General features: G+C 39.7%; 15 protein-coding genes, 1 tRNA gene and 1 pseudogene. 7 read left to right on the plus strand and 10 right to left on the minus strand.

Annotation, left to right across the window (positions count from 1 at the left end):
• Positions 1–133: 133 nt before the first annotated feature.
• Positions 134–943, plus strand: a complete 810-nt coding sequence (locus tag MMP72_RS08945; protein ID WP_241316509.1) for an RIO1 family regulatory kinase/ATPase — start codon at positions 134–136, stop codon at positions 941–943.
• Positions 944–953: 10 nt separating this feature from the next.
• On the opposite strand, the gene MMP72_RS08950 is transcribed toward MMP72_RS08945, so the two are convergent.
• The 5 genes from MMP72_RS08950 to MMP72_RS08970 all read right to left on the minus strand — a co-directional run bounded on the left by MMP72_RS08950 (position 954) and on the right by MMP72_RS08970 (position 7,609).
• Positions 954–2,330 (minus strand): ATP-binding protein, encoded by a 1,377-nt coding sequence (locus tag MMP72_RS08950; protein WP_241316511.1) that lies wholly within the window; start codon positions 2,328–2,330, stop codon positions 954–956.
• 4 nt (positions 2,331–2,334) lie between these two features.
• A complete protein-coding gene (locus tag MMP72_RS08955; protein ID WP_241316513.1) occupies positions 2,335–3,012 on the minus strand; it encodes a response regulator transcription factor in 678 nt (225 codons plus the stop codon).
• 14 nt (positions 3,013–3,026) lie between these two features.
• Positions 3,027–4,661 (minus strand): phosphoethanolamine--lipid A transferase, encoded by a 1,635-nt coding sequence (locus tag MMP72_RS08960; RefSeq protein ID WP_241316515.1) that lies wholly within the window; start codon positions 4,659–4,661, stop codon positions 3,027–3,029.
• A 233-nt stretch (positions 4,662–4,894) separates the two neighbouring features.
• Positions 4,895–6,016 (minus strand): porin, encoded by a 1,122-nt coding sequence (locus MMP72_RS08965; protein ID WP_241316517.1) that lies wholly within the window; start codon positions 6,014–6,016, stop codon positions 4,895–4,897.
• 345 nt (positions 6,017–6,361) lie between these two features.
• A complete protein-coding gene (locus MMP72_RS08970; protein WP_241316519.1) occupies positions 6,362–7,609 on the minus strand; it encodes an MFS transporter in 1,248 nt (415 codons plus the stop codon).
• Between the two features lie 144 nt (positions 7,610–7,753).
• Here MMP72_RS08970 and MMP72_RS08975 point away from each other — a divergent pair, with 144 nt between their 5' ends.
• The 4 genes from MMP72_RS08975 to MMP72_RS08990 all read left to right on the plus strand — a co-directional run bounded on the left by MMP72_RS08975 (position 7,754) and on the right by MMP72_RS08990 (position 10,791).
• On the plus strand, positions 7,754–8,380 hold the full coding sequence (locus MMP72_RS08975) for a lysophospholipid acyltransferase family protein (RefSeq protein ID WP_241316521.1): 627 nt from the start codon (positions 7,754–7,756) through the stop codon (positions 8,378–8,380).
• 62 nt (positions 8,381–8,442) lie between these two features.
• The gene (locus tag MMP72_RS08980) at positions 8,443–9,360 is read left to right on the plus strand and encodes a patatin-like phospholipase family protein (RefSeq protein ID WP_241316648.1); all 918 of its coding nucleotides are present in this window, start codon (positions 8,443–8,445) and stop codon (positions 9,358–9,360) included.
• A 98-nt stretch (positions 9,361–9,458) separates the two neighbouring features.
• A complete protein-coding gene (locus MMP72_RS08985; protein WP_241316523.1) occupies positions 9,459–9,920 on the plus strand; it encodes an NfeD family protein in 462 nt (153 codons plus the stop codon).
• Between the two features lie 19 nt (positions 9,921–9,939).
• A complete protein-coding gene (locus MMP72_RS08990) occupies positions 9,940–10,791 on the plus strand; it encodes an SPFH domain-containing protein (protein ID WP_241316525.1) in 852 nt (283 codons plus the stop codon).
• A 47-nt stretch (positions 10,792–10,838) separates the two neighbouring features.
• Here the strand turns inward: MMP72_RS08990 and MMP72_RS08995 are convergent, their stop codons facing one another.
• From MMP72_RS08995 to prpF, 3 genes and pseudogenes are all read right to left on the minus strand, one after another.
• Positions 10,839–11,207 (minus strand): MmcQ/YjbR family DNA-binding protein, encoded by a 369-nt coding sequence (locus MMP72_RS08995; protein WP_241316527.1) that lies wholly within the window; start codon positions 11,205–11,207, stop codon positions 10,839–10,841.
• A gap of 42 nt (positions 11,208–11,249) precedes the next feature.
• Positions 11,250–12,161 (minus strand): annotated as a pseudogene (locus MMP72_RS09000) (polyprenyl synthetase family protein); the annotation flags it as partial.
• Between the two features lie 449 nt (positions 12,162–12,610).
• Entirely contained in the window at positions 12,611–13,798 is a 1,188-nt protein-coding gene (gene prpF / locus MMP72_RS09005; RefSeq protein WP_241316531.1) for a 2-methylaconitate cis-trans isomerase PrpF, read from the minus strand.
• A 367-nt stretch (positions 13,799–14,165) separates the two neighbouring features.
• Here prpF and MMP72_RS09010 point away from each other — a divergent pair, with 367 nt between their 5' ends.
• Positions 14,166–15,524, plus strand: coding sequence for an amino acid permease (locus tag MMP72_RS09010; RefSeq protein ID WP_241316533.1), 1,359 nt, complete (start codon positions 14,166–14,168; stop codon positions 15,522–15,524).
• A gap of 70 nt (positions 15,525–15,594) precedes the next feature.
• Positions 15,595–15,670 (plus strand) — tRNA-Arg (locus tag MMP72_RS09015).
• Between the two features lie 111 nt (positions 15,671–15,781).
• Here MMP72_RS09015 and MMP72_RS09020 read toward each other — a convergent pair.
• Together MMP72_RS09020 and modA are read right to left on the minus strand one after the other, a co-directional pair.
• Positions 15,782–16,879: a DUF6670 family protein gene (locus tag MMP72_RS09020; RefSeq protein WP_241316535.1), complete on the minus strand. Its 1,098-nt coding sequence runs from the start codon at positions 16,877–16,879 to the stop codon at positions 15,782–15,784.
• 423 nt (positions 16,880–17,302) lie between these two features.
• Positions 17,303–18,082: a molybdate ABC transporter substrate-binding protein gene (gene modA, locus MMP72_RS09025; protein WP_241316537.1), complete on the minus strand. Its 780-nt coding sequence runs from the start codon at positions 18,080–18,082 to the stop codon at positions 17,303–17,305.
• Between the last annotated feature and the right edge of the window lie 26 nt (positions 18,083–18,108).

Below are 18,108 nucleotides of genomic sequence, written 5' to 3' on the forward strand. Positions count from 1 at the left end.
GGCTGCTTTAGTTTATTTATCATATTGATAAGTCACATCGTTGATTTATTTTCAATTCCGCTAATCAATCACAATATGGTAAAGTGACTCCTGATTGAAATGGGTATGATCACTTAGGAATAGATTACGACCAATGGATGACTTTCACAAATTCTTAGAAACTACTGTTACCACTCAACAAGATTCGATCCAAGCTTATGAGATAAGCACAGGTAAAGTATGGTTAAAAAAAGCATCTGAACGTCATGGGTTGTGGTTATATACTCCGCTCAAATGGCTCGCCAAAATATTTAATTTGGGTGCAATGATCCCTGTTCCCAATCAAGGTGGTTCTGCCGCGATTCAATGTGAATTTAAACGCATTCAACAACTCAAAGTACTCGGTGTGTCCACGCCCAATGTTTTAGCGCTATCCCAAGAGGGGATATTATTAGAAGACATCGGCTCACAGCACCAAAGTAAAGTGAAACAACTGGATCAAGCCTTGGCGAGTCGTAAAGCGAAGCCTGAAGCACAGTTCTTATTATTTGTTCAAGCCATACAAGCAATCCAGCATATACATCTACAAGATGGATACTTAAGTGAAGCATTTGCTCGTAATATTTTAGTTGATAAACAAAACCAGTTTAGTTTTATTGATTTTGAAACAGACCCTCTCGATGTACTCAGCCTACATGATTGTTTTGTTCGAGACTGGTTGCTGTTTATTTTTTCAACCGCCTATCATTTTGAGGTTGAGCAACTCACTGAAGCAAGCCAAATCTTTCACCAAGCGTTACTGGCTGAACCGCAAGTCTATAAAGATATCCGCAAAGTTGGTAAACGCTTAAATTGGGTACTGCGTTTCAAGATCAATAAAGTGGGGAGCGATGGGAAGCGTATTCAAAGATGTGTGTTATTTTTACGCTACCTGAGAGATCAGGCGGAAGCTGAAACAACCTAAAATAAACGATTTACTTGGTTCTTTTAGCATGGAACATGCTGCTGTCCTCATACGATCCTAGTATCTTTGGTAACTTCACCAATACAGATAAGCCGCCTAAATCCATACTTCTTGATAAAGTCAGAACGCCACCTAAGCGCTGGGTCGCTTTATCAACAATCGACAGTCCAAGACCGCTCCCCACTTCTAAATGATGATGAACACGATAAAAGCGTTTCAATACTTCATCATATTTTTCTGGCTCAATCCCTGCACCACTGTCTTCGATTTGGATATAGGCAAAGTCATCGGCATCACTAAAAACAGAAATATTAATAATGCCCTGATGAGGGGTATATTTGATCGCATTATCAATCAGGTTAAAAATAATCGAATGTACTGTTGATTCAAGACTCTGCATTTCAATCAACTCATTACGCTCAAAACCTAAATCGATTTCTTTTTGCATCGCTAAATTGACCAATTGCTCAACGCAATTTAATGCCACATCATTTAAGCGAAAATGTGTATGAGGTTCAATTAAGCTTAATGCAACATCTTGTTTTGCCAGTGCTAATAGCTGCGTGACCAAATGTTGGATACGTGCCAAGCCCTTACTTAAATTTTGTAAAGCACCATGTTCAGGAAACTGTTTAATCAAAATTCGCGTTTGTAAATTGAGTGCGGTTACTGGTGTTCTCAGCTCATGTGCCGCATCCGCAATAAATTGTTTTTGCTCAGTTTGAGCGTGTTGAATACGCTCAAATAAACGATTCATCTCTTCAATCGTAGGCATCAATTCTTGAGGATAGTGATCACTATTGATAGGATCCAATCCATCTGAATCACGTTGGGTCAATTCTGCCTTAAAATCATCCAAAGGTTTTAAGTTTAAACTAATAATAAAAGCCAGAAGCAAGATCGCAATCGGCAACAACAAAAGGTATGGCATAAACATGCTGCCTGCCAACTCCCACGCAAAAGTTTGGCGAACACTTTCGCGTTGACTCACCTGAATCTGATAATGCTTGAGTGGAATGATATAAACACGCCAGTTCCCTTGCTTGGTCTGTCGACTATAAAAACCTGCTTGTTTGACTGGAGGAAGTAATAACTGACTTGGATCAGATACATGGTTGTGATCTTGATATGCCCAGATATCAACCAGCAACCCTTCTTTATGATAATAATAGGTTTCATGTGATTCGATACGACTGGCCATACTTGGCACTGGACGAGTCGCAGATTGCTCTGCCATATACTGCATTTGCGTATCTAAAATTTTATCAACTTCATGCAATGAAATCTTGTAAGCGGCCAAGATCAATAAACAACCCAACAATAGACTGAAAATCGAGGTTCCCCAGATCAGCCTTTTCTTGAGCGAATAATGCTTAACCTTTTTCATACTTTTATGCTTGCCCCAAACGATAACCCAAACCACGTATGGTACGAATAAAATCCTTGCCTAGCTTGGCACGTAAATGATGGACATAAACCTCTATGGTATTACTGGTCACTTCACTATCAAAATCATATAACTTATCTTCAAGATTCACTTTAGAGAAGATTTTATTGGGATGTGTGACCATCGGAATTAAAATCGCCCATTCACGGTTAGATAGCTCGATTTGTTGTCCCTTAAAGGTGGCCAAATGCTGTTCCACATCAAGTACCAACTCACCACACTTGAGTAACTGTGACTGATTTTTTAGCTGAGCGGTATCTGCATGACCTCTACGCAGTAATGCATGAATCCGTGCCAGCAGCTCATCGAACTCATAAGGTTTCACTAAATAATCATCTGCACCTTGATTTAAGCCATCCACACGATTTTGTAACTGATCTCGCGCTGAAATAATCAATACTGGAATCGAGGTCCGCTGACGAAGTTGTTTAAGAATCTGCATCCCATCCATCAAGGGCAAACCTAAATCCAACAGCACTAAATCAAAAGCATGTTTGCTCAACAATGCTAAGCCATCCACACCATTGTTGACCCACTCCACATCAAACTGATGATATTGCAACAACGTCAGTGTTGACTCTGCAATCATAAAATCATCTTCTATCATCAAGATTTTGGTCATGATTTCATCTCACCTTATGGCTTCAAACATGTAGATAACATGTCATTTTTAGGGTTAATTACGGTGCTTGCTATATCCAGCAAACGCAGCATGGTTGGAAATAAATGATCTTGGCTGAGTTCATATTTACCTTGCTGAGCTAGGCACTGCACTTGTTTTTCTGCTTGCTGTTTCCATGAATTCGAAAACCACATCAACATCGGGATATGGGTTTGTTGAGTTGGTGCAATCGCATAAGGTGCGCCATGTAAATACATGCCACTTTCGCCAGTTGACTCACCATGATCAGATAAATACCACAAAGCTGTTTGGTATTGCGTTGTATTTTTTAGTGTTTTGATTAAAGCATCTAAAATATGATCGGTATAAAGTAAACTGTTGTCATAACTATTCATTAACTGTTCTCGCGTACAGCCTTGAATGGCATTGGTATCGCATGTTGGTTTAAACGCATTAAATTGCGGGGGAACCCGTTTGTAATATGCTGGTCCATGGCTCCCGATTTGATGCAGTACGATGAGTCGCGGTCGCCTATCATTTTGATCAAGTGAAGCCAAATATAATTTTAGGCTATCAATCAGAATACCATCTAAGCATTCACCCTCGTTACACCACCTCTGCTGCATAGCTTCAGGGATTTTAAACTGTTCAACGCGATCACATGTGCCTTTACAACCTGAGTTATTATCAATCCATGTGACTTGATAACCTGCACGCTTGGCAATATCTAATAATCCTTCACGATGACTCGCCAGTTGCTCATCATAATCCTTTCTCGGCATCCCTGAAAACATACATGGAACAGAAACGGCTGTTGCAGTGCCACATGAACTGACTTGAGAAAAGTTTAAAATATCTTGTGTTAATAGATTTGGATTGGTGTTTTTAGCATAACCATTTAAGGAAAAGTTCTGTGCCCGCGCTGTCTCACCAACCACCAACACCATCAGTTTAGGCAATGTTGAAGGATTGTTTGTTTGTCGCTTCGCGTCAACCCCGTAGCTCAGCAAAGGTAAATTCTGCTTGGGTGCTTTGTGCTTATAATAAGACGCAACCGATTCGATCATATTCTGTGGTGAAATCATTGCTTTTAAATCACGATTTTCACGGAATATTTCAGCGAAATCTATATAAAAAACAAAAAGCAAACCACCAATCAATGCAATGGAAACAACTAAACTCACGCCTTTTTTCCAGATATGATCAAGCATAGCTTCAGGCTTCAAAGTGACGGATAAAATCACAATGATGGGCAATACAACCATGCCCAATCCCCATACCAGCAAGCGCCACGACCAGATATCACGCGCTTCAGCTATATCGGTTTGCATCACATTTTGGATTTGGTCTGGCGTAATCAATACCCCTAAACTCGTCACCGCATAGGAAGAAAAGCCACCGATGATGACCAGCACAATCGCCAGTGGTTTGGCCGTCCACGTCCAACTCAACATCTGTAAAACCAAATGATATATAGCAACCAACACAATCAGTGATGCCGCAATGAATAAACTGGATTTAATCCCTGTATACGGTGTCAGCTCATGTATTTTTTCATAGAACACAATATTCAGAAAAACACCCAACCAAATTGCAAGTATCACATTAAAGCTGAATAGTGAGATGGTCTTGATTTTCTGTAGCAACATCACATTCTAAAAGTCGATTTCTGAGCTGTTTAAATATAGTTTTAGAAGCTTAAAAATGACTTAAACATGCGACTTGTTTCATCATGATTTATACCTTCTTTGTATTTCTCCCATAGGGCGAATGAGCAACGATTGAAGTTCCGCAAGGGGATTTATAAAAGAAATCTATGATGCATAAAAACAAAAACACCCGCTAAGTTCAACCTAGAGGGTGTTTGTATTACAAAGAAGAATTAGAATTTAAATTCTAAGCCCAAACCTGCAACAGGTTGTTTATCTTTTTTGCTGGCTTGCTCAAGCGTTAGATAACCTGCATAACCATAAGTTTTCACTTGTTTATTAAATGCATAGTCTGCACCAGCGATAATTTGTTTGGCTTTAAAGTCAGAAGTATTGTCTTTAAAGCTGGTATCATTTTGGCTATATTGACCTTTCACTGTCCAGTTCTTCGCTTGTGGAATATTGTATTCCGCTCCGAGTAACCAGCCTTGTGCATCATCAATATTCTCAGATCCAGCCGCATTACCTTCTGCTTTTTCAACTTCTGAAGTTTGATAAAGCGCCTTAAGTGCTAAGCCTTCAATTGGATTGATACGACCAATTGCACGTACTGTGTTTGCTGCGGCGAAAACTGCTTTTGGTGACGCTGGTGCAATATCTAGTTCTGGTTCAGCTGCATTTAAAATACCGCGTCCTAAGAAGGTAGTTGGAATCGCTTTATCATAAGCAATACCAGCAACCACCAATGGATTCTCATAGCTGACAGACGCTGACCAAGCATCGCCTAAACCACGACCAGCAACTTTTGCACCGCCACTTGATGCCTTAATTCCCGAAGACTCACCTGTAGCCAGTAATGCATTTAATTTAAATGCACCATCTAAAGCTTTGATTGCAGGAGATTCATAAACAACTACATTATCAATACGGCTTTCACCTGTGAAAATCCCGCCAATATCAGCTTTGTTTCCAACATAATTGTTAAAGGTATCAACGACACTTGAAAGTTGTTTAAGCGGTGTATCGTGTTTACCAATCTTCACCGTACCCAACTGAGCATCTTTTAAACCAACAAAACGATTTCGTTGCGACCAATCAGTGCCATCACCATCTGCATTAAATGTCCATTCGATTCCATAAACGGCACTTACACGCTCAGTCAGCTTTTCATCACCTTTGAGTCCAAGAAATGAACTGTTTGAGCTAATTTCCCAGACATCTTTATTTGATTTAGTTGCATTTTTTTCTGGTAAATAATCAATACTGGCATCAATCTCACCATAAAACGTTGGTGCTGCAAATGTGGTTGTTGCAAGTAAGCTAAGTACTGCTGCTGTTACAATTTTGATTTTCATTGTTTACATCCTAGTTAATTTGTAACAAATCCTACACATTAACTTTATATGACAAAACGATTAAAATCTTATTAATTTATTCCATTTTCGACTAAAGTTTAATTTTTAGACATTCCACAAATAATATTTACCATTCAATAAAACTAAGCTTCACAATCAATAAAAAATATAAATATCAACAAATTATTTATTGTTTTTCATTTTAATTTTCCAATAAAACATTTGTTCGAATTCAAAAACGATGCTTATCTAAAAATCTGAAATAGCCTACACAACCAAGCTCTAGATCGTTAATCTATTTCTCAAACATAAGATTCAAGGCAAAAATTGTAATAAATACATATTTTAACTTGCATTTTTTTTCCAATAGAGAATCGGAAATAAACACAGAACTGAAACACTGCAAATAATCATTAAATAGCGATAATACCCAATCAAATCACCAATGACACCACTGACCAAATAAAGCAAACCGCTCACTGTCGCCATGATCGATACCTGAAAGGTAAAATCTGTTCCCGCAAATTGCTTGCGGCTGTAGTGCATAATCAAAGTTAACATCACTACCAAAAGCATCGCTGAACATGCATCTTCAAAGGCATTCACTGCATATAACCACACAGGGCTGACTTGATAATGATGTTCATAAGCAAATGCTAAAAATATATAGCCCATTAAACTGATGATCTTTAATATTGAAAAAGCGATGAAGGATGACGGTCTTGCAAAGTATTTAAGCAATACACCAGCCAAGCCTGCCCCCATTAATGCAGCAACGGCACCAAACATAGTGATATAAATACCAATCTGTGAAAAACTCAATCCCATATCAACCATTAATGGTTTTAATAATGGTCCAGACAGACCATCTGCAACTTTAAAAGTTACTAAAATGATCAACCACGCTTTTAACTCTGTCGATGATTTAAAATAATTCAGATAGTCTTTGATCGCTTGGTTAAGGGAAATCTTAAGGTCGTTGCGATTGAGTTTTTTGCTGGCATGTATCGGTTCTCGGAAAAATAAAACAGGCAAGGTATTCAAAAAAACCAATAGCGCCAATGCCAAAAACGTAGCTTGCCAGTGTAGCCAATCCAAACACCAAAGCACTGCCCCACCACCCACAATAAAACCGAGTCGTGAACCCATCACTTGAAAGGTATTGCCCCAATGTTGCTGATCACCTTTCAGCAGATTTACAGCCAATGCATCTGTTGCAATATCTTGGGTTGCACCTGTTAGATTCATCAAGAGTAATAAGGTGAAGAAAACCAGTAAGTAACTTGATTGATCCAAAGCATGAATCGGGAAAAAAGATAAAATGATGAGAATAATAACGCTACAAAGTTGCGTTGGGATAATCCAACTGCGGTACTGCCCTAAACCAGATAACGCAAAGCGATCAACAAAAGGCGCCCAAAATATCTTAATTGCCCAAGGCAACATCAATAGACCAAAACCACCAATATGCGCTAAAGATACCCCTTGTGCTCTTAGAATCACTGGCAAAGCATGTGTCATAAAACCGACAGGTAATCCCTGTGCCCAATATAAGGAAAATAACAGGACATAAACCTGTCGCATATTAGGCATGATTTGCATTCCATGAGAGATTAAGCAGCATCACTAAGTATCCAATTCTTCCATTTCCGTGACAATAAAATCTTATTTTTTGCCAATGCAGCCAATTTAACGAGCGTTTAATATAATAGAAGTTGTCATTATATATCTTCATTTATGCCACAACATTTCCCAGATTTACCACCACTGGTTCCACAACGCGGAACAGCGTCTAGTCGTGCATTATGTAAAAAACTGTTTATTCGTCAAGGCTGGACGATTATCGGAGAAATCCCCAATCTCCCCAAAGCTGTTGCGATTATTTCACCGCACACGTCCAATATTGATGGGTGGTATGGCTTTCTTGCAATCGGTGGGCTAGGACTGAAAGTTACCGTATTGGGAAAAGATACTTTATTTAAACCACCCTTCAAAGCTTTTCTGAAGTGGGCTGGGCTCATTCCCGTCCATCGAGACAGTGCACATGGGCTCACCGAACAAGTGGTTACAACCATACAACAACATGACCGAATTTGGATAGGCATGGCACCCGAAGGAACCCGAAAGAAAGCTGAAAAAATGAAAAGTGGCTTTTATCATATTGCACATGCGGCTGGTATTCCGATCGTTATGTTTGCCTTTGACTATGATCATAAGACTATTTATAGCTTAGGCGCTTTTACGCCAACAGGACATTATCAACAAGACCTTGAACAAATCATGCAATGTTATGTCGGTCACTTCTCACCCAAAAACCCAGATTGGCTCGCAGAACCATTACAAAAACTTGTGAAAAAAAACTAGAAAAAAAAGGGCAAATCTGATCTGATGTGCCCTTCTCATTGGTTAATTTATCAACACTCGATATGAATATTGCTCGACTGTCTTGTTTGGCACTTGTTAGCTTCACATTATTTGGCTGTGATCCCACTGCCAAGAAAACTGTTCCTACGCCAACAATTCAAGCGCGTGAACCTGTCATTGCGATTGCCTTGGGTGGTGGTGGCGCAAAAGGCTTTGCCCATATTGGTGTCATTAAAGTGTTAGAGTCACATGGGATTAAACCTAAAATTGTGACAGGCACCAGTGCAGGTAGCTTTGTTGGGAGTATCTATGCCAGTGGGCAAACCCCGTATCAAATGCAAAATCTTGCACTCAAACTACAAGAATCTGATATTCGTGACTTAACCATTAATAGTCAAGGCTTTATCCTTGGTCAAAAATTACAGAACTACGTCAACACCCAGATTGGGAATAAACCGATCGAGAAATTTCCAATCCGTTTTGCCGCTGTTGCAACGCGCTTAGATAATGGTAAAAAAGCTGAATTTATCAAAGGCAATGCAGGTCAGGCCGTTCGTGCCTCTTGTAGTATTCCGAACATATTTGTACCTGCGGTCATCGCGAATACCAAGTATGTTGATGGTGGTTTGGTCAGCCCCATTCCAGTTAAAACAGCCAAAGATATGGGCGCTGATATTGTCATTGCAGTGGATATCTCAGCACGACCAACAGCAGATAGACCTGTAAGCATGTGGGGATTATTAGACCAGACCATTAATATTATGGGGCAACACAGTATTAATGAAGAGCTCAGCCAAGCCACTATCGTGATTCAACCTAAAGTCGGTCACCTCGGTGTACTTGATTTAAAATCGAGCAATCAAGCTATCCTCGAAGGCGAGAAAGCAGCACAAGCCAAGATCATTGCGATTCAAAATGCAATCACAACATTTAAGAAATCTCCTGCTGCGTTAAAGCCAGCTCCCATAGCTAAATTCTAAAAAAACAATCTTTTTATATTCATAAAGATAATGATCTGCTAGAGTAAAGGAGGTGAATATTTTTTCACCTCCAACACTTAAATAATGCGAGCAAATCTATGGAATTTGTAGTTGAGCCTTGGCACTGGTTTGTATTAGGGATTTTACTCATTCTTTCAGAGTTGATTATACCTGCTTTTGCCGCGCTATGGTTCGGCATCGCAGCAGTCATGGTCTGCATTCTGTTATGGCTTTTCCCGATGATGGGTTTTCCAACTCAAGTCATTACTTGGGGAATTTTATCTATTTTATGTACGGTTCTTTGGTTCAAATTTATCAAGCCACTTTCAATAGATAAAACCAAAGCAGGATTATCTCGTGAAGCAACCGTTGGTCAAGTGGGTATGGTCATCCAAACGGGGCTTGAGCATGAACAAATCTTAGTCCGCTTTTCACTACCTGTATTAGGTTCTGATGAATGGCATTGTCGCTGTACAGCGCCAGTAAAAGTGGGTGATCGCGTTCGAGTAACTGATATTTTGGGCAATGATTTAGTCGTCCAACCACACTGCACTTCATAAACAAAAAAGAGGGTTTCAAATGTCTGTCGGTACTATAGTCGTCTTAGCGTTTTTAGCATTTGTTGCTACAACCATTTTCAAAGGGGTACGTCTCGTTCCTCAAGGCTATAAATGGATTGTACAACGATTGGGTAAATACCATACCACTTTAGGCCCCGGTCTAAATTTCGTTATTCCTTATATTGATGAAGTGGCTTATAAAATCACCACTAAAGATATTGTTTTGGATATTCCGTCACAAGAAGTCATTACCCGTGACAACGCTGTTTTAGTCATGAATGCTGTGGCATATATCAATATTACAACACCTGAAAAAGCGGTTTATGGTATCGAAAACTATAGCTGGGCTATTCAGAATATGGTTCAGACCTCACTCCGTTCAATCGCAGGTGAAATGAGCTTAGATGATGCTTTATCTTCTCGGGATCAAATCAAGGCGAAACTTAAAGCTGCTATTTCTGAAGATATTTCAGATTGGGGGATTACCCTTAAAACAGTTGAGATCCAAGATATTCAACCATCACATACCATGCAATCTGCAATGGAAGCGCAAGCTGCTGCTGAACGTCAACGTCGTGCAACAGTAACCAAAGCTGATGGTGAGAAACAAGCTGCGATCTTAGAGGCTGATGGTCGTTTAGAAGCATCTCGTCGTGATGCAGAAGCTCAGGTTGTTCTTGCTGAAGCATCAAAACGCGCAATTGAAATGGTAACAAGCGCTGTTGGTGACAAAGAAACACCTGTCGCTTACTTGCTTGGTGAACAATATGTCAAAGCAATGCAAGAGTTAGCAAAATCAAGCAATGCCAAAACTGTGGTCTTGCCTGCTGATGTATTAAATACAATTCGTGGGTTAATGGGCAAACACTAAGCCAATTTAACGACAAAAAATAAAGCAGCGTATACGCTGCTTTATTTTTAAGTATCCTGCATCAGTTTTCGTGTTTTGACAGGAAGTTTTTTTACCACCAAATCATAGGAATCTTTGATTAAATCCTGAACCAAATCAGCGGTGATATCTGCACGACTGGCAATCGAAATCCAATGCTTTTTGTTCATGTGATACCCTGCTGAAACAGAAGGATATAAGTCCTGATATTCCAGACTTTTCTCAGGCTTACATTTAACAGTCACAATCAATTTGCCTGAGTGATAAGCAACATACATAAACATCTTGTCAAAAACTTTAAAAACCTCACAATCAGGTCCAAAAGGCTGTGACTGAACCGAAAAAGCGAGTTTTTGCCCATAGGCTAAAGCAAATTGTTCTAATTGATCTTCATTCATAAGACCCGATGCATATTTATGGATATATGGTCTTAGCTTAGATTAACTTTGACGTGCTAACAAGAATTGTGAAATCGCAACCAGCTCTTTAGCGTCATCACCAAAATGTGCCAATGCCTCAAAGGCCTGATCATGCAAAGTTTGAGCATAAGCTTGTGCTTGTTCCAAGCCCATCAATGCAGGATAAGTCGATTTTTGGACTTGTTCATCTTTACCCGCAGTTTTACCTAAAGTTTCAGTACTTGCAGTAATATCCAAAATGTCGTCTTGCACTTGGAAAGCAAGCCCAATGCTCTGACCAAACTGGCGTAGTTTAGGAATCGCCTGATCTGTACCATCAAAAGTGGTCACAGCACCCATCATGATCGCAGCCTGAATCAGCGCACCAGTTTTATTACGATGGATATTTTCTAATTCAGCTTGATCAACCAGTTTACCTTCAGCTTGTAAATCTAAAACCTGTCCACACACCATTTTTGAACTGGCGGTTGCTAAAATTTGTATTTGTTTAAGAATAATCGTTGCATCTGTACCCTGCCCTTGCTCATCGAACAAACGGCTACCCAAAACCTCAAACGCCATCGACTGTAAAATATCACCTGCCAACAATGCCGTATCTTCACCAAAAGCCACATGACAAGTGGGTTGCCCGCGACGCAATAAATCATTGTCCATACACGGCAAATCATCATGTGCCAAGGAATAACAATGAATTAACTCAACGGCGACAGCCGCACGTCGAGCAGCGGCAAAATGAGGATTGGATTGCAATGAAGCCGTTGCATAACATAATGCTGGACGAATACGCTTTCCACCTAACATCACGGTATGGTGGACTGCTGCCTTGAGTGGTTCTGGAATGGAAAATGCAGCCAATGCGGTCAATAAATCTTGTTGAATACGTTGTTGAGCTTGTTCTAGAACATTCGCATTAACTTGAGAAATAGATGACACAATTGCCTCGGGAAATCTTAATGGAAGAATAAAATGGCGAGACTCAATCAGCCCGTCAGAATCGCGACATCATAACATTATTTATCTAGAGAATTTGTGTTTGTATTTTTAATAGATTCAAAATAATAAAGACCAGAATAAGGTATACCAATCATTTAAAAAATCTATTTAATACCTACTGAGTTCTATCCTGTGATTTACTTGTGCTAAAAGTCATCCACAACCTGCGTGGTATCTGCAATATATTGTTTTTGCAACAGAATTAACTATATGCAAATAGTGAACAGGTTTTGTGGATGAGAAAGTTTTTGGTTACTTTTTTTAAAAAGTAACGTAGCTCTGTGATTCGATCTAAATTAATCACGGTAAGACCCTGAAAAGAAGAAACTCATAACAAATCAGCATGACTAAACCGAAAATATGATCAAATATATATTACAGTGACAACATTAAAAACAATCAGCAGGCACACGCACCCAACCTTCCATTAACACACGTGCACTACGGCTCATAATGGCTTTTTTCACTGCCCATTTGCCATCAATCCACTCAGCTTGCGCACCAACCCGTAACGTTCCAGAAGGATGACCAAAACGAACCGCTTCACGCTCACCACCACCAGCCGCTAAATTGACTAAAGTTCCAGGAATCGCAGCCGCAGTACCAATCGCCACCGCAGCAGTCCCCATCATGGCATGGTGTAATTTGCCCATAGAAAGTGCACGAACTAATAAATCGACTTCGCTGATCTCAACAGGTTTACCACTTGATGAAGTATAGCTTTTCGGTGGAGAGACAAAGGCAATTTTAGGCGTATGTTGACGTGCTGCGGCTTCAGAAATATCTTTGATCAAGCCCATTTGTACTGCGCCATAAGCACGAATCTTTTCAAAACGCGCTAAGGCAGCCAGATCACCATTAATATGATCTTGTAACTCAGTTCCTTGATAACCGATATCTTCAGCATTGAGGAAAATGGTTGGAATACCCGCATTGATGAAAGTCGCTTGGAACGTTCCAACGTCAGGAACAACCAGTTGGTCCACGACATTGCCTGTAGGGAACATATCACCGCCCTCTTCCCCATCATCGGCAGGGTCTAGGAATTCAATTTGCACTTCTGCTGCGGGGAATGTTACGCCGTCTAGCTCAAAATCACCTGTTTCCTGAACTTGCCCATCAGTCACGGGCACATGCGCGATAATGGTTTTTTGAATATTTTTCTGCCAGATACGCACTGTACAAATGCCATTTTCAGGAATACGTGCTGCATCGACCAAACCATTCGAAATCGCAAATGAACCCACTGCTGCGGTTAAATTTCCGCAGTTCCCACTCCAATCTACGAATGGTTGATCAATGGAGACTTGTCCAAATAAATAATCAACATCATGTTCTGGCTCTGAACTTTTTGCCAAAATCACGGTTTTACTGGTACTTGATGTTGCACCGCCCATCCCATCAATTTGTTTTGCATAAGGATCAGGACTACCAATCACACGTAACAGCAGTAGATCACGCGCTTTACCCGCAACTTGTGCCGCTTCAGGTAAATCATCCAATTTGAAAAACACACCCTTACTTGTACCACCACGCATATAGGTTGCTGGGACTTTAATTTGTGGAACTGAACTCATGTTAATTTCATCCTTTTATCATGTTCTTGGTACAAAATATTGTGTCTAACGTTACTGCACCACGATCTAAAATGCCATATAGCTTATTATTTTTTGGCGATCATTGTCAGTAACAACTGCTCTGTATCTTCCATCTATCAGGATGATTAAACAATGACATCAAAGCCAACAAACGTGGTTTAAACAACAAAGATCGCACCTAACAGCCTACAGGTCTATCAAACTTAAGTTTACCATTTACTCAAATATAAGATTTTAAATAACTTTTTAAAACAACTTTCCAGTCATACCCAGACTGTACTTTTACTAGGCGAAAATCTTTCAATCTATTAGAATAATCCACTTATTCCTCGTCGAGCTCAGTCCTTTGAACAACGATTCCTCTCAACTTCAGCGTGGACTAAAAAACCGTCATATCCAACTCATCGCGATGGGTGGGGCAATTGGTACGGGGTTATTTTTAGGTTCTGCACAAGTGATCCAGTCTGCTGGACCATCTATTATTTTGGGTTATGCAATTGGCGGTTTGATTGCCTTTTTAATCATGCGCCAACTCGGTGAAATGATCGTCGAAGAACCAGTTGCAGGTTCATTTAGTCATTTTGCATATCAATATTGGGGTAAATTTCCAGGCTTTTTATCGGGTTGGAACTATTGGGTCCTTTATATTTTAGTTGCCATGGCGGAACTCACCGCAGTCGCAAAATATATTAGTTATTGGTGGCCTCATATTCCTGCTTGGTCTTCAGTCTTATTTTTCTTTGTGGTCATCACAGCAATTAACTTAACCAATGTCAAATTCTACGGCGAGTCAGAATTTTGGTTAGCAATCATCAAAGTCACCGCAGTGATTGCCATGATTCTTTTTGGTTTGTTCTTGATTGCGACTGCTGATGCAAATTCAACAGCCTCGTTTAGCAACCTTTGGACTCATGGTGGCTTCTTCCCAAATGGTTTTGAAGGCTTATTCTTCATGCTGGCTTTCCTAATGTTCGCTTTCGGTGGTATTGAACTGATCGGGATGGCGGCGGCTGAAGCAAAAGATCCCAAGAAAACCATTCCAAAAGCCATCAACCAAGTTGTATTTCGTATTTTGATTTTCTATGTGGGTTCATTGACGATTTTACTATCGCTTGTGCCGTGGAATCAGCTTGACTTAGGTGGTTTGGATAAAAGTCCATTTGTGATGATTTTTAGTCAAATGGGGATTGGCTGGGCTGCTCATTTACTGAATTTTATTATTTTGACCGCAGCACTCTCGGTTTATAACAGTGGTATGTACGCCAATAGCCGTATGTTATATGGTTTAGCGAAACAAGGTAATGCACCGAAAGTCTTTACCAAAGTAAATAAACAAGGTGTACCGATTCCTGCTGTTTTACTGTCTGCGTTATTGATCTTTGGCTGTGTACTTTTAAACTATTTTGTTCCAGAAGATGCCCTCGGTCATTTAATGTATGTGGTGGTCGGTGCTTTGGTGCTTAACTGGGCAATGATCAGCCTAACGCATTTGAAATTTAAAGCGATGGTGAAGCAAAAAGATTTAAAAACCAGCTTCCCTGCTTTATGGTCACCTTTTAGTAACTATCTGGTATTGGCATTTATTGGGGTTGTGCTATATATCATGTGGCAGCAAGGCTTTAAAGAATCGGTACTGATGATTCCAATCTGGATCGTATTGATGTTTATTTTGTATAGGCTTCTCAATCTGAAAGCCAAGAACTAAACAGTTGATCGGTTTATTCAAAAAGTGATTGCTTCGGCAGTCACTTTTTTATTTATAATCATAAAATTATACGCCCTTAGCTTAACTGGATAGAGCAGTTGCCTCCTAAGCGACCGACGTGGGTTCGAGTCCCGCAGGGCGTACCATTAAAATACTATACTCATCATGAGCTAGGTTATATTCAACTCATAGGTTGAGTGGGTATAACACATCTTAGAAATAGACCATATATTTCATACATTGGTTCAACACTAAGATTAACGTCTATCAATATATTCCAGATATCCACGGCCATTTAAGGTCTTTCCATTAAACACACCACGCCATGCATAAGAAGAAACAAAGCCAGCCGCTAAACCATAACAATATGGCGTATCAACTTGCCCATTGATATCTAGGATGAGCTTTTGGTTATGGTAAGCAGTCCATCTAAACGTATCAGGAACATCCATGTGATAAGCATCTGGGGTAAGTTGAGGCTCATGTTTGAGCTTGGTAACTTCAAAATGAATCTCACCATTGTATTGAATCGAGGTTCCATTGATATGGCGATAATAAACCGCCGTTATAACAGGTTGATCTTCATAGCAAATGAACGCTAATAAAAGTTGTTGTTCTTGGTCAATATTAATAACTTGGTAGCTAAAAATTTTTACTGGAATTTGGAAATGATTAACTAACCATTGGTTTTTCAACATTGATGTCGCTACAGCTTTCCATGATTCAAGAGTACAAATCCCTTGTATTTCTGTTCTTTTGCCTTGCTGAACTAGAAATCCCTTATAGTGCATGAGCGTACTAAAATGTTTATAAAAAGCACTATATGCAAACCAAGTCATTGCTTGAGTTGGCACTAATCGTAATTGAAGCTGTAGGTCCTCTCTGTTCGTCACCAAGGTGTAACCCTCACCCTCTTCATACATTGAGGTTTGATTCGCAAAATTAATCGCAAAGGGTTCACTACTAAATTTTATGTCATTCTTAATTGAATACGTATTAAAAGCTTCTTCAGTGCTAGACAGTGCCGTTCCGTGGACCAAAGAAGCAGTATCACCTTTTCCATCAACAGACATTTTAAATTCAGAGTCAGTAATGGGAAATCCAACATAACCGATTACAGATGCCCAAGATAAATAGCGATAGGGTTCAGGTAAATCTGGAATCATGACACCATAATGTGTACTTGCATAATACTTATAATTCGTATGTGGGCTAAGTTCATAAACTCTAGGTAAAGATGCTTGTTTTTCTGGTTGAACAGCACCCAATATTACTCCTGAAATTTTTGCAATCTTTTGATTTACTCTATCTTTCGCCGTGCTTATCGTATTTTTACTTGAAACGATCTTCTTCATTGAACTCTCGCCTTGACGACTAAATAACCTTAAGATTCCATTTTAGAACCATGGAAAGAAATTAAAATGTTCATAGGGGACAACTCATCCCTTAAAAATAATGTTCATAATTCAATCGAGATAAATAAAGTTCATTTAAATATTAGACCAAAGGTTTCTTTTAATTTTATAAAATCCCCACTCATAATTTTACTTCTTATTCAAAATGCAATTTGATATCAGGTGCCCGCATCATATCCCCAGAAACTACACACATCTGCATAGCAAAATTATACGCTTATAGAGGTACGCCCTTTGTTGAACAAACATTCTTTTTTGCGACATCGTTAATCAACGCGCTTGAAAATTGTCCACGATACTTTTCAAGCGCCACGGTTGAGATCAGCTATTCACTCACCCATATAAATCTATACTTTTACCCTTTTACTTACTGACAGGAAGAACACTAAAACCGTATTTTGTAAAAACAGTTTTTGCCTGACCACTTTGTAAAAATTTATAGAATTTCACCGATTCTGGATTGCTCTTGGTCAATCCAACAGGATAAATAATCGGTGGATGGGTATTTTCAGGGAACACTCCTGCAACCACGACATCTTTACTGATCGCAGCATCCGTTGCGTAAACAATACCAATTTGGCACTCTCCTCGTGCCACGAAGTTTAATGCCGCACGAACATCTTCAGTTTCTACCAAACGCGGTTCGACTTTCTCCCACCATCCTAGTGAAGTTAAAGCCTGTTTCGCATATTTACCGACAGGAACACTTTTGGTATCACCTGTACAAAGTTTGCCGCGTAATACTGTATTTGGATCAAAACTTTTATCCATTTTAATTTTAATCGGACGATCTTTAGGCGTAATCACCACCAAACGATTCCCCAATAAATTGATACGGTCTTTCTCTGCAACCAATTGTTTATTTTGTAAATAATCCATCCATTGAACATCGGCTGAGATAAACACATCGGCTGGCGCGCCTGCTTCGATCTGTTTCGCCAAAGTCGAAGACCCCGCATAAGAGGTTTTGACTTCTACTTTATTTTTTTGCTCGTAAATTGCATCCAGATCATTGATGGCATTGGTTAAACTGGCTGCGGCATAGACAGTCACGGTATCTGCCGCGGAAACATTGACACTGAGTAATAGACTTCCGCCAAGAAGTGCCCATACCAATCCATCTTTCTTGAAACTTGCTAACATGGTTTTATCCTTTATTTCATTCGATA

Origin of the sequence: Acinetobacter sp. NIPH 2699, assembly GCF_022549355.1 — a bacterium.
Classification (GTDB): domain Bacteria; phylum Pseudomonadota; class Gammaproteobacteria; order Pseudomonadales; family Moraxellaceae; genus Acinetobacter.

Coding starts and splice junctions, on each gene's coding strand:
- MMP72_RS08945 (WP_241316509.1), top strand. CDS start 134: ATGGATGACTTTCACAAATTCTTAGAAACTACTGTTACCACTCAACAA.
- MMP72_RS08950 (WP_241316511.1), bottom strand. CDS start 2,330: ATGAAAAAGGTTAAGCATTATTCGCTCAAGAAAAGGCTGATCTGGGGA.
- MMP72_RS08955 (WP_241316513.1), bottom strand. CDS start 3,012: ATGACCAAAATCTTGATGATAGAAGATGATTTTATGATTGCAGAGTCA.
- MMP72_RS08960 (WP_241316515.1), bottom strand. CDS start 4,661: ATGTTGCTACAGAAAATCAAGACCATCTCACTATTCAGCTTTAATGTG.
- MMP72_RS08965 (WP_241316517.1), bottom strand. CDS start 6,016: ATGAAAATCAAAATTGTAACAGCAGCAGTACTTAGCTTACTTGCAACA.
- MMP72_RS08970 (WP_241316519.1), bottom strand. CDS start 7,609: ATGCCTAATATGCGACAGGTTTATGTCCTGTTATTTTCCTTATATTGG.
- MMP72_RS08975 (WP_241316521.1), top strand. CDS start 7,754: ATGCCACAACATTTCCCAGATTTACCACCACTGGTTCCACAACGCGGA.
- MMP72_RS08980 (WP_241316648.1), top strand. CDS start 8,443: ATGAATATTGCTCGACTGTCTTGTTTGGCACTTGTTAGCTTCACATTA.
- MMP72_RS08985 (WP_241316523.1), top strand. CDS start 9,459: ATGGAATTTGTAGTTGAGCCTTGGCACTGGTTTGTATTAGGGATTTTA.
- MMP72_RS08990 (WP_241316525.1), top strand. CDS start 9,940: ATGTCTGTCGGTACTATAGTCGTCTTAGCGTTTTTAGCATTTGTTGCT.
- MMP72_RS08995 (WP_241316527.1), bottom strand. CDS start 11,207: ATGAATGAAGATCAATTAGAACAATTTGCTTTAGCCTATGGGCAAAAA.
- prpF (WP_241316531.1), bottom strand. CDS start 13,798: ATGAGTTCAGTTCCACAAATTAAAGTCCCAGCAACCTATATGCGTGGT.
- MMP72_RS09020 (WP_241316535.1), bottom strand. CDS start 16,879: ATGAAGAAGATCGTTTCAAGTAAAAATACGATAAGCACGGCGAAAGAT.
- modA (WP_241316537.1), bottom strand. CDS start 18,082: ATGTTAGCAAGTTTCAAGAAAGATGGATTGGTATGGGCACTTCTTGGC.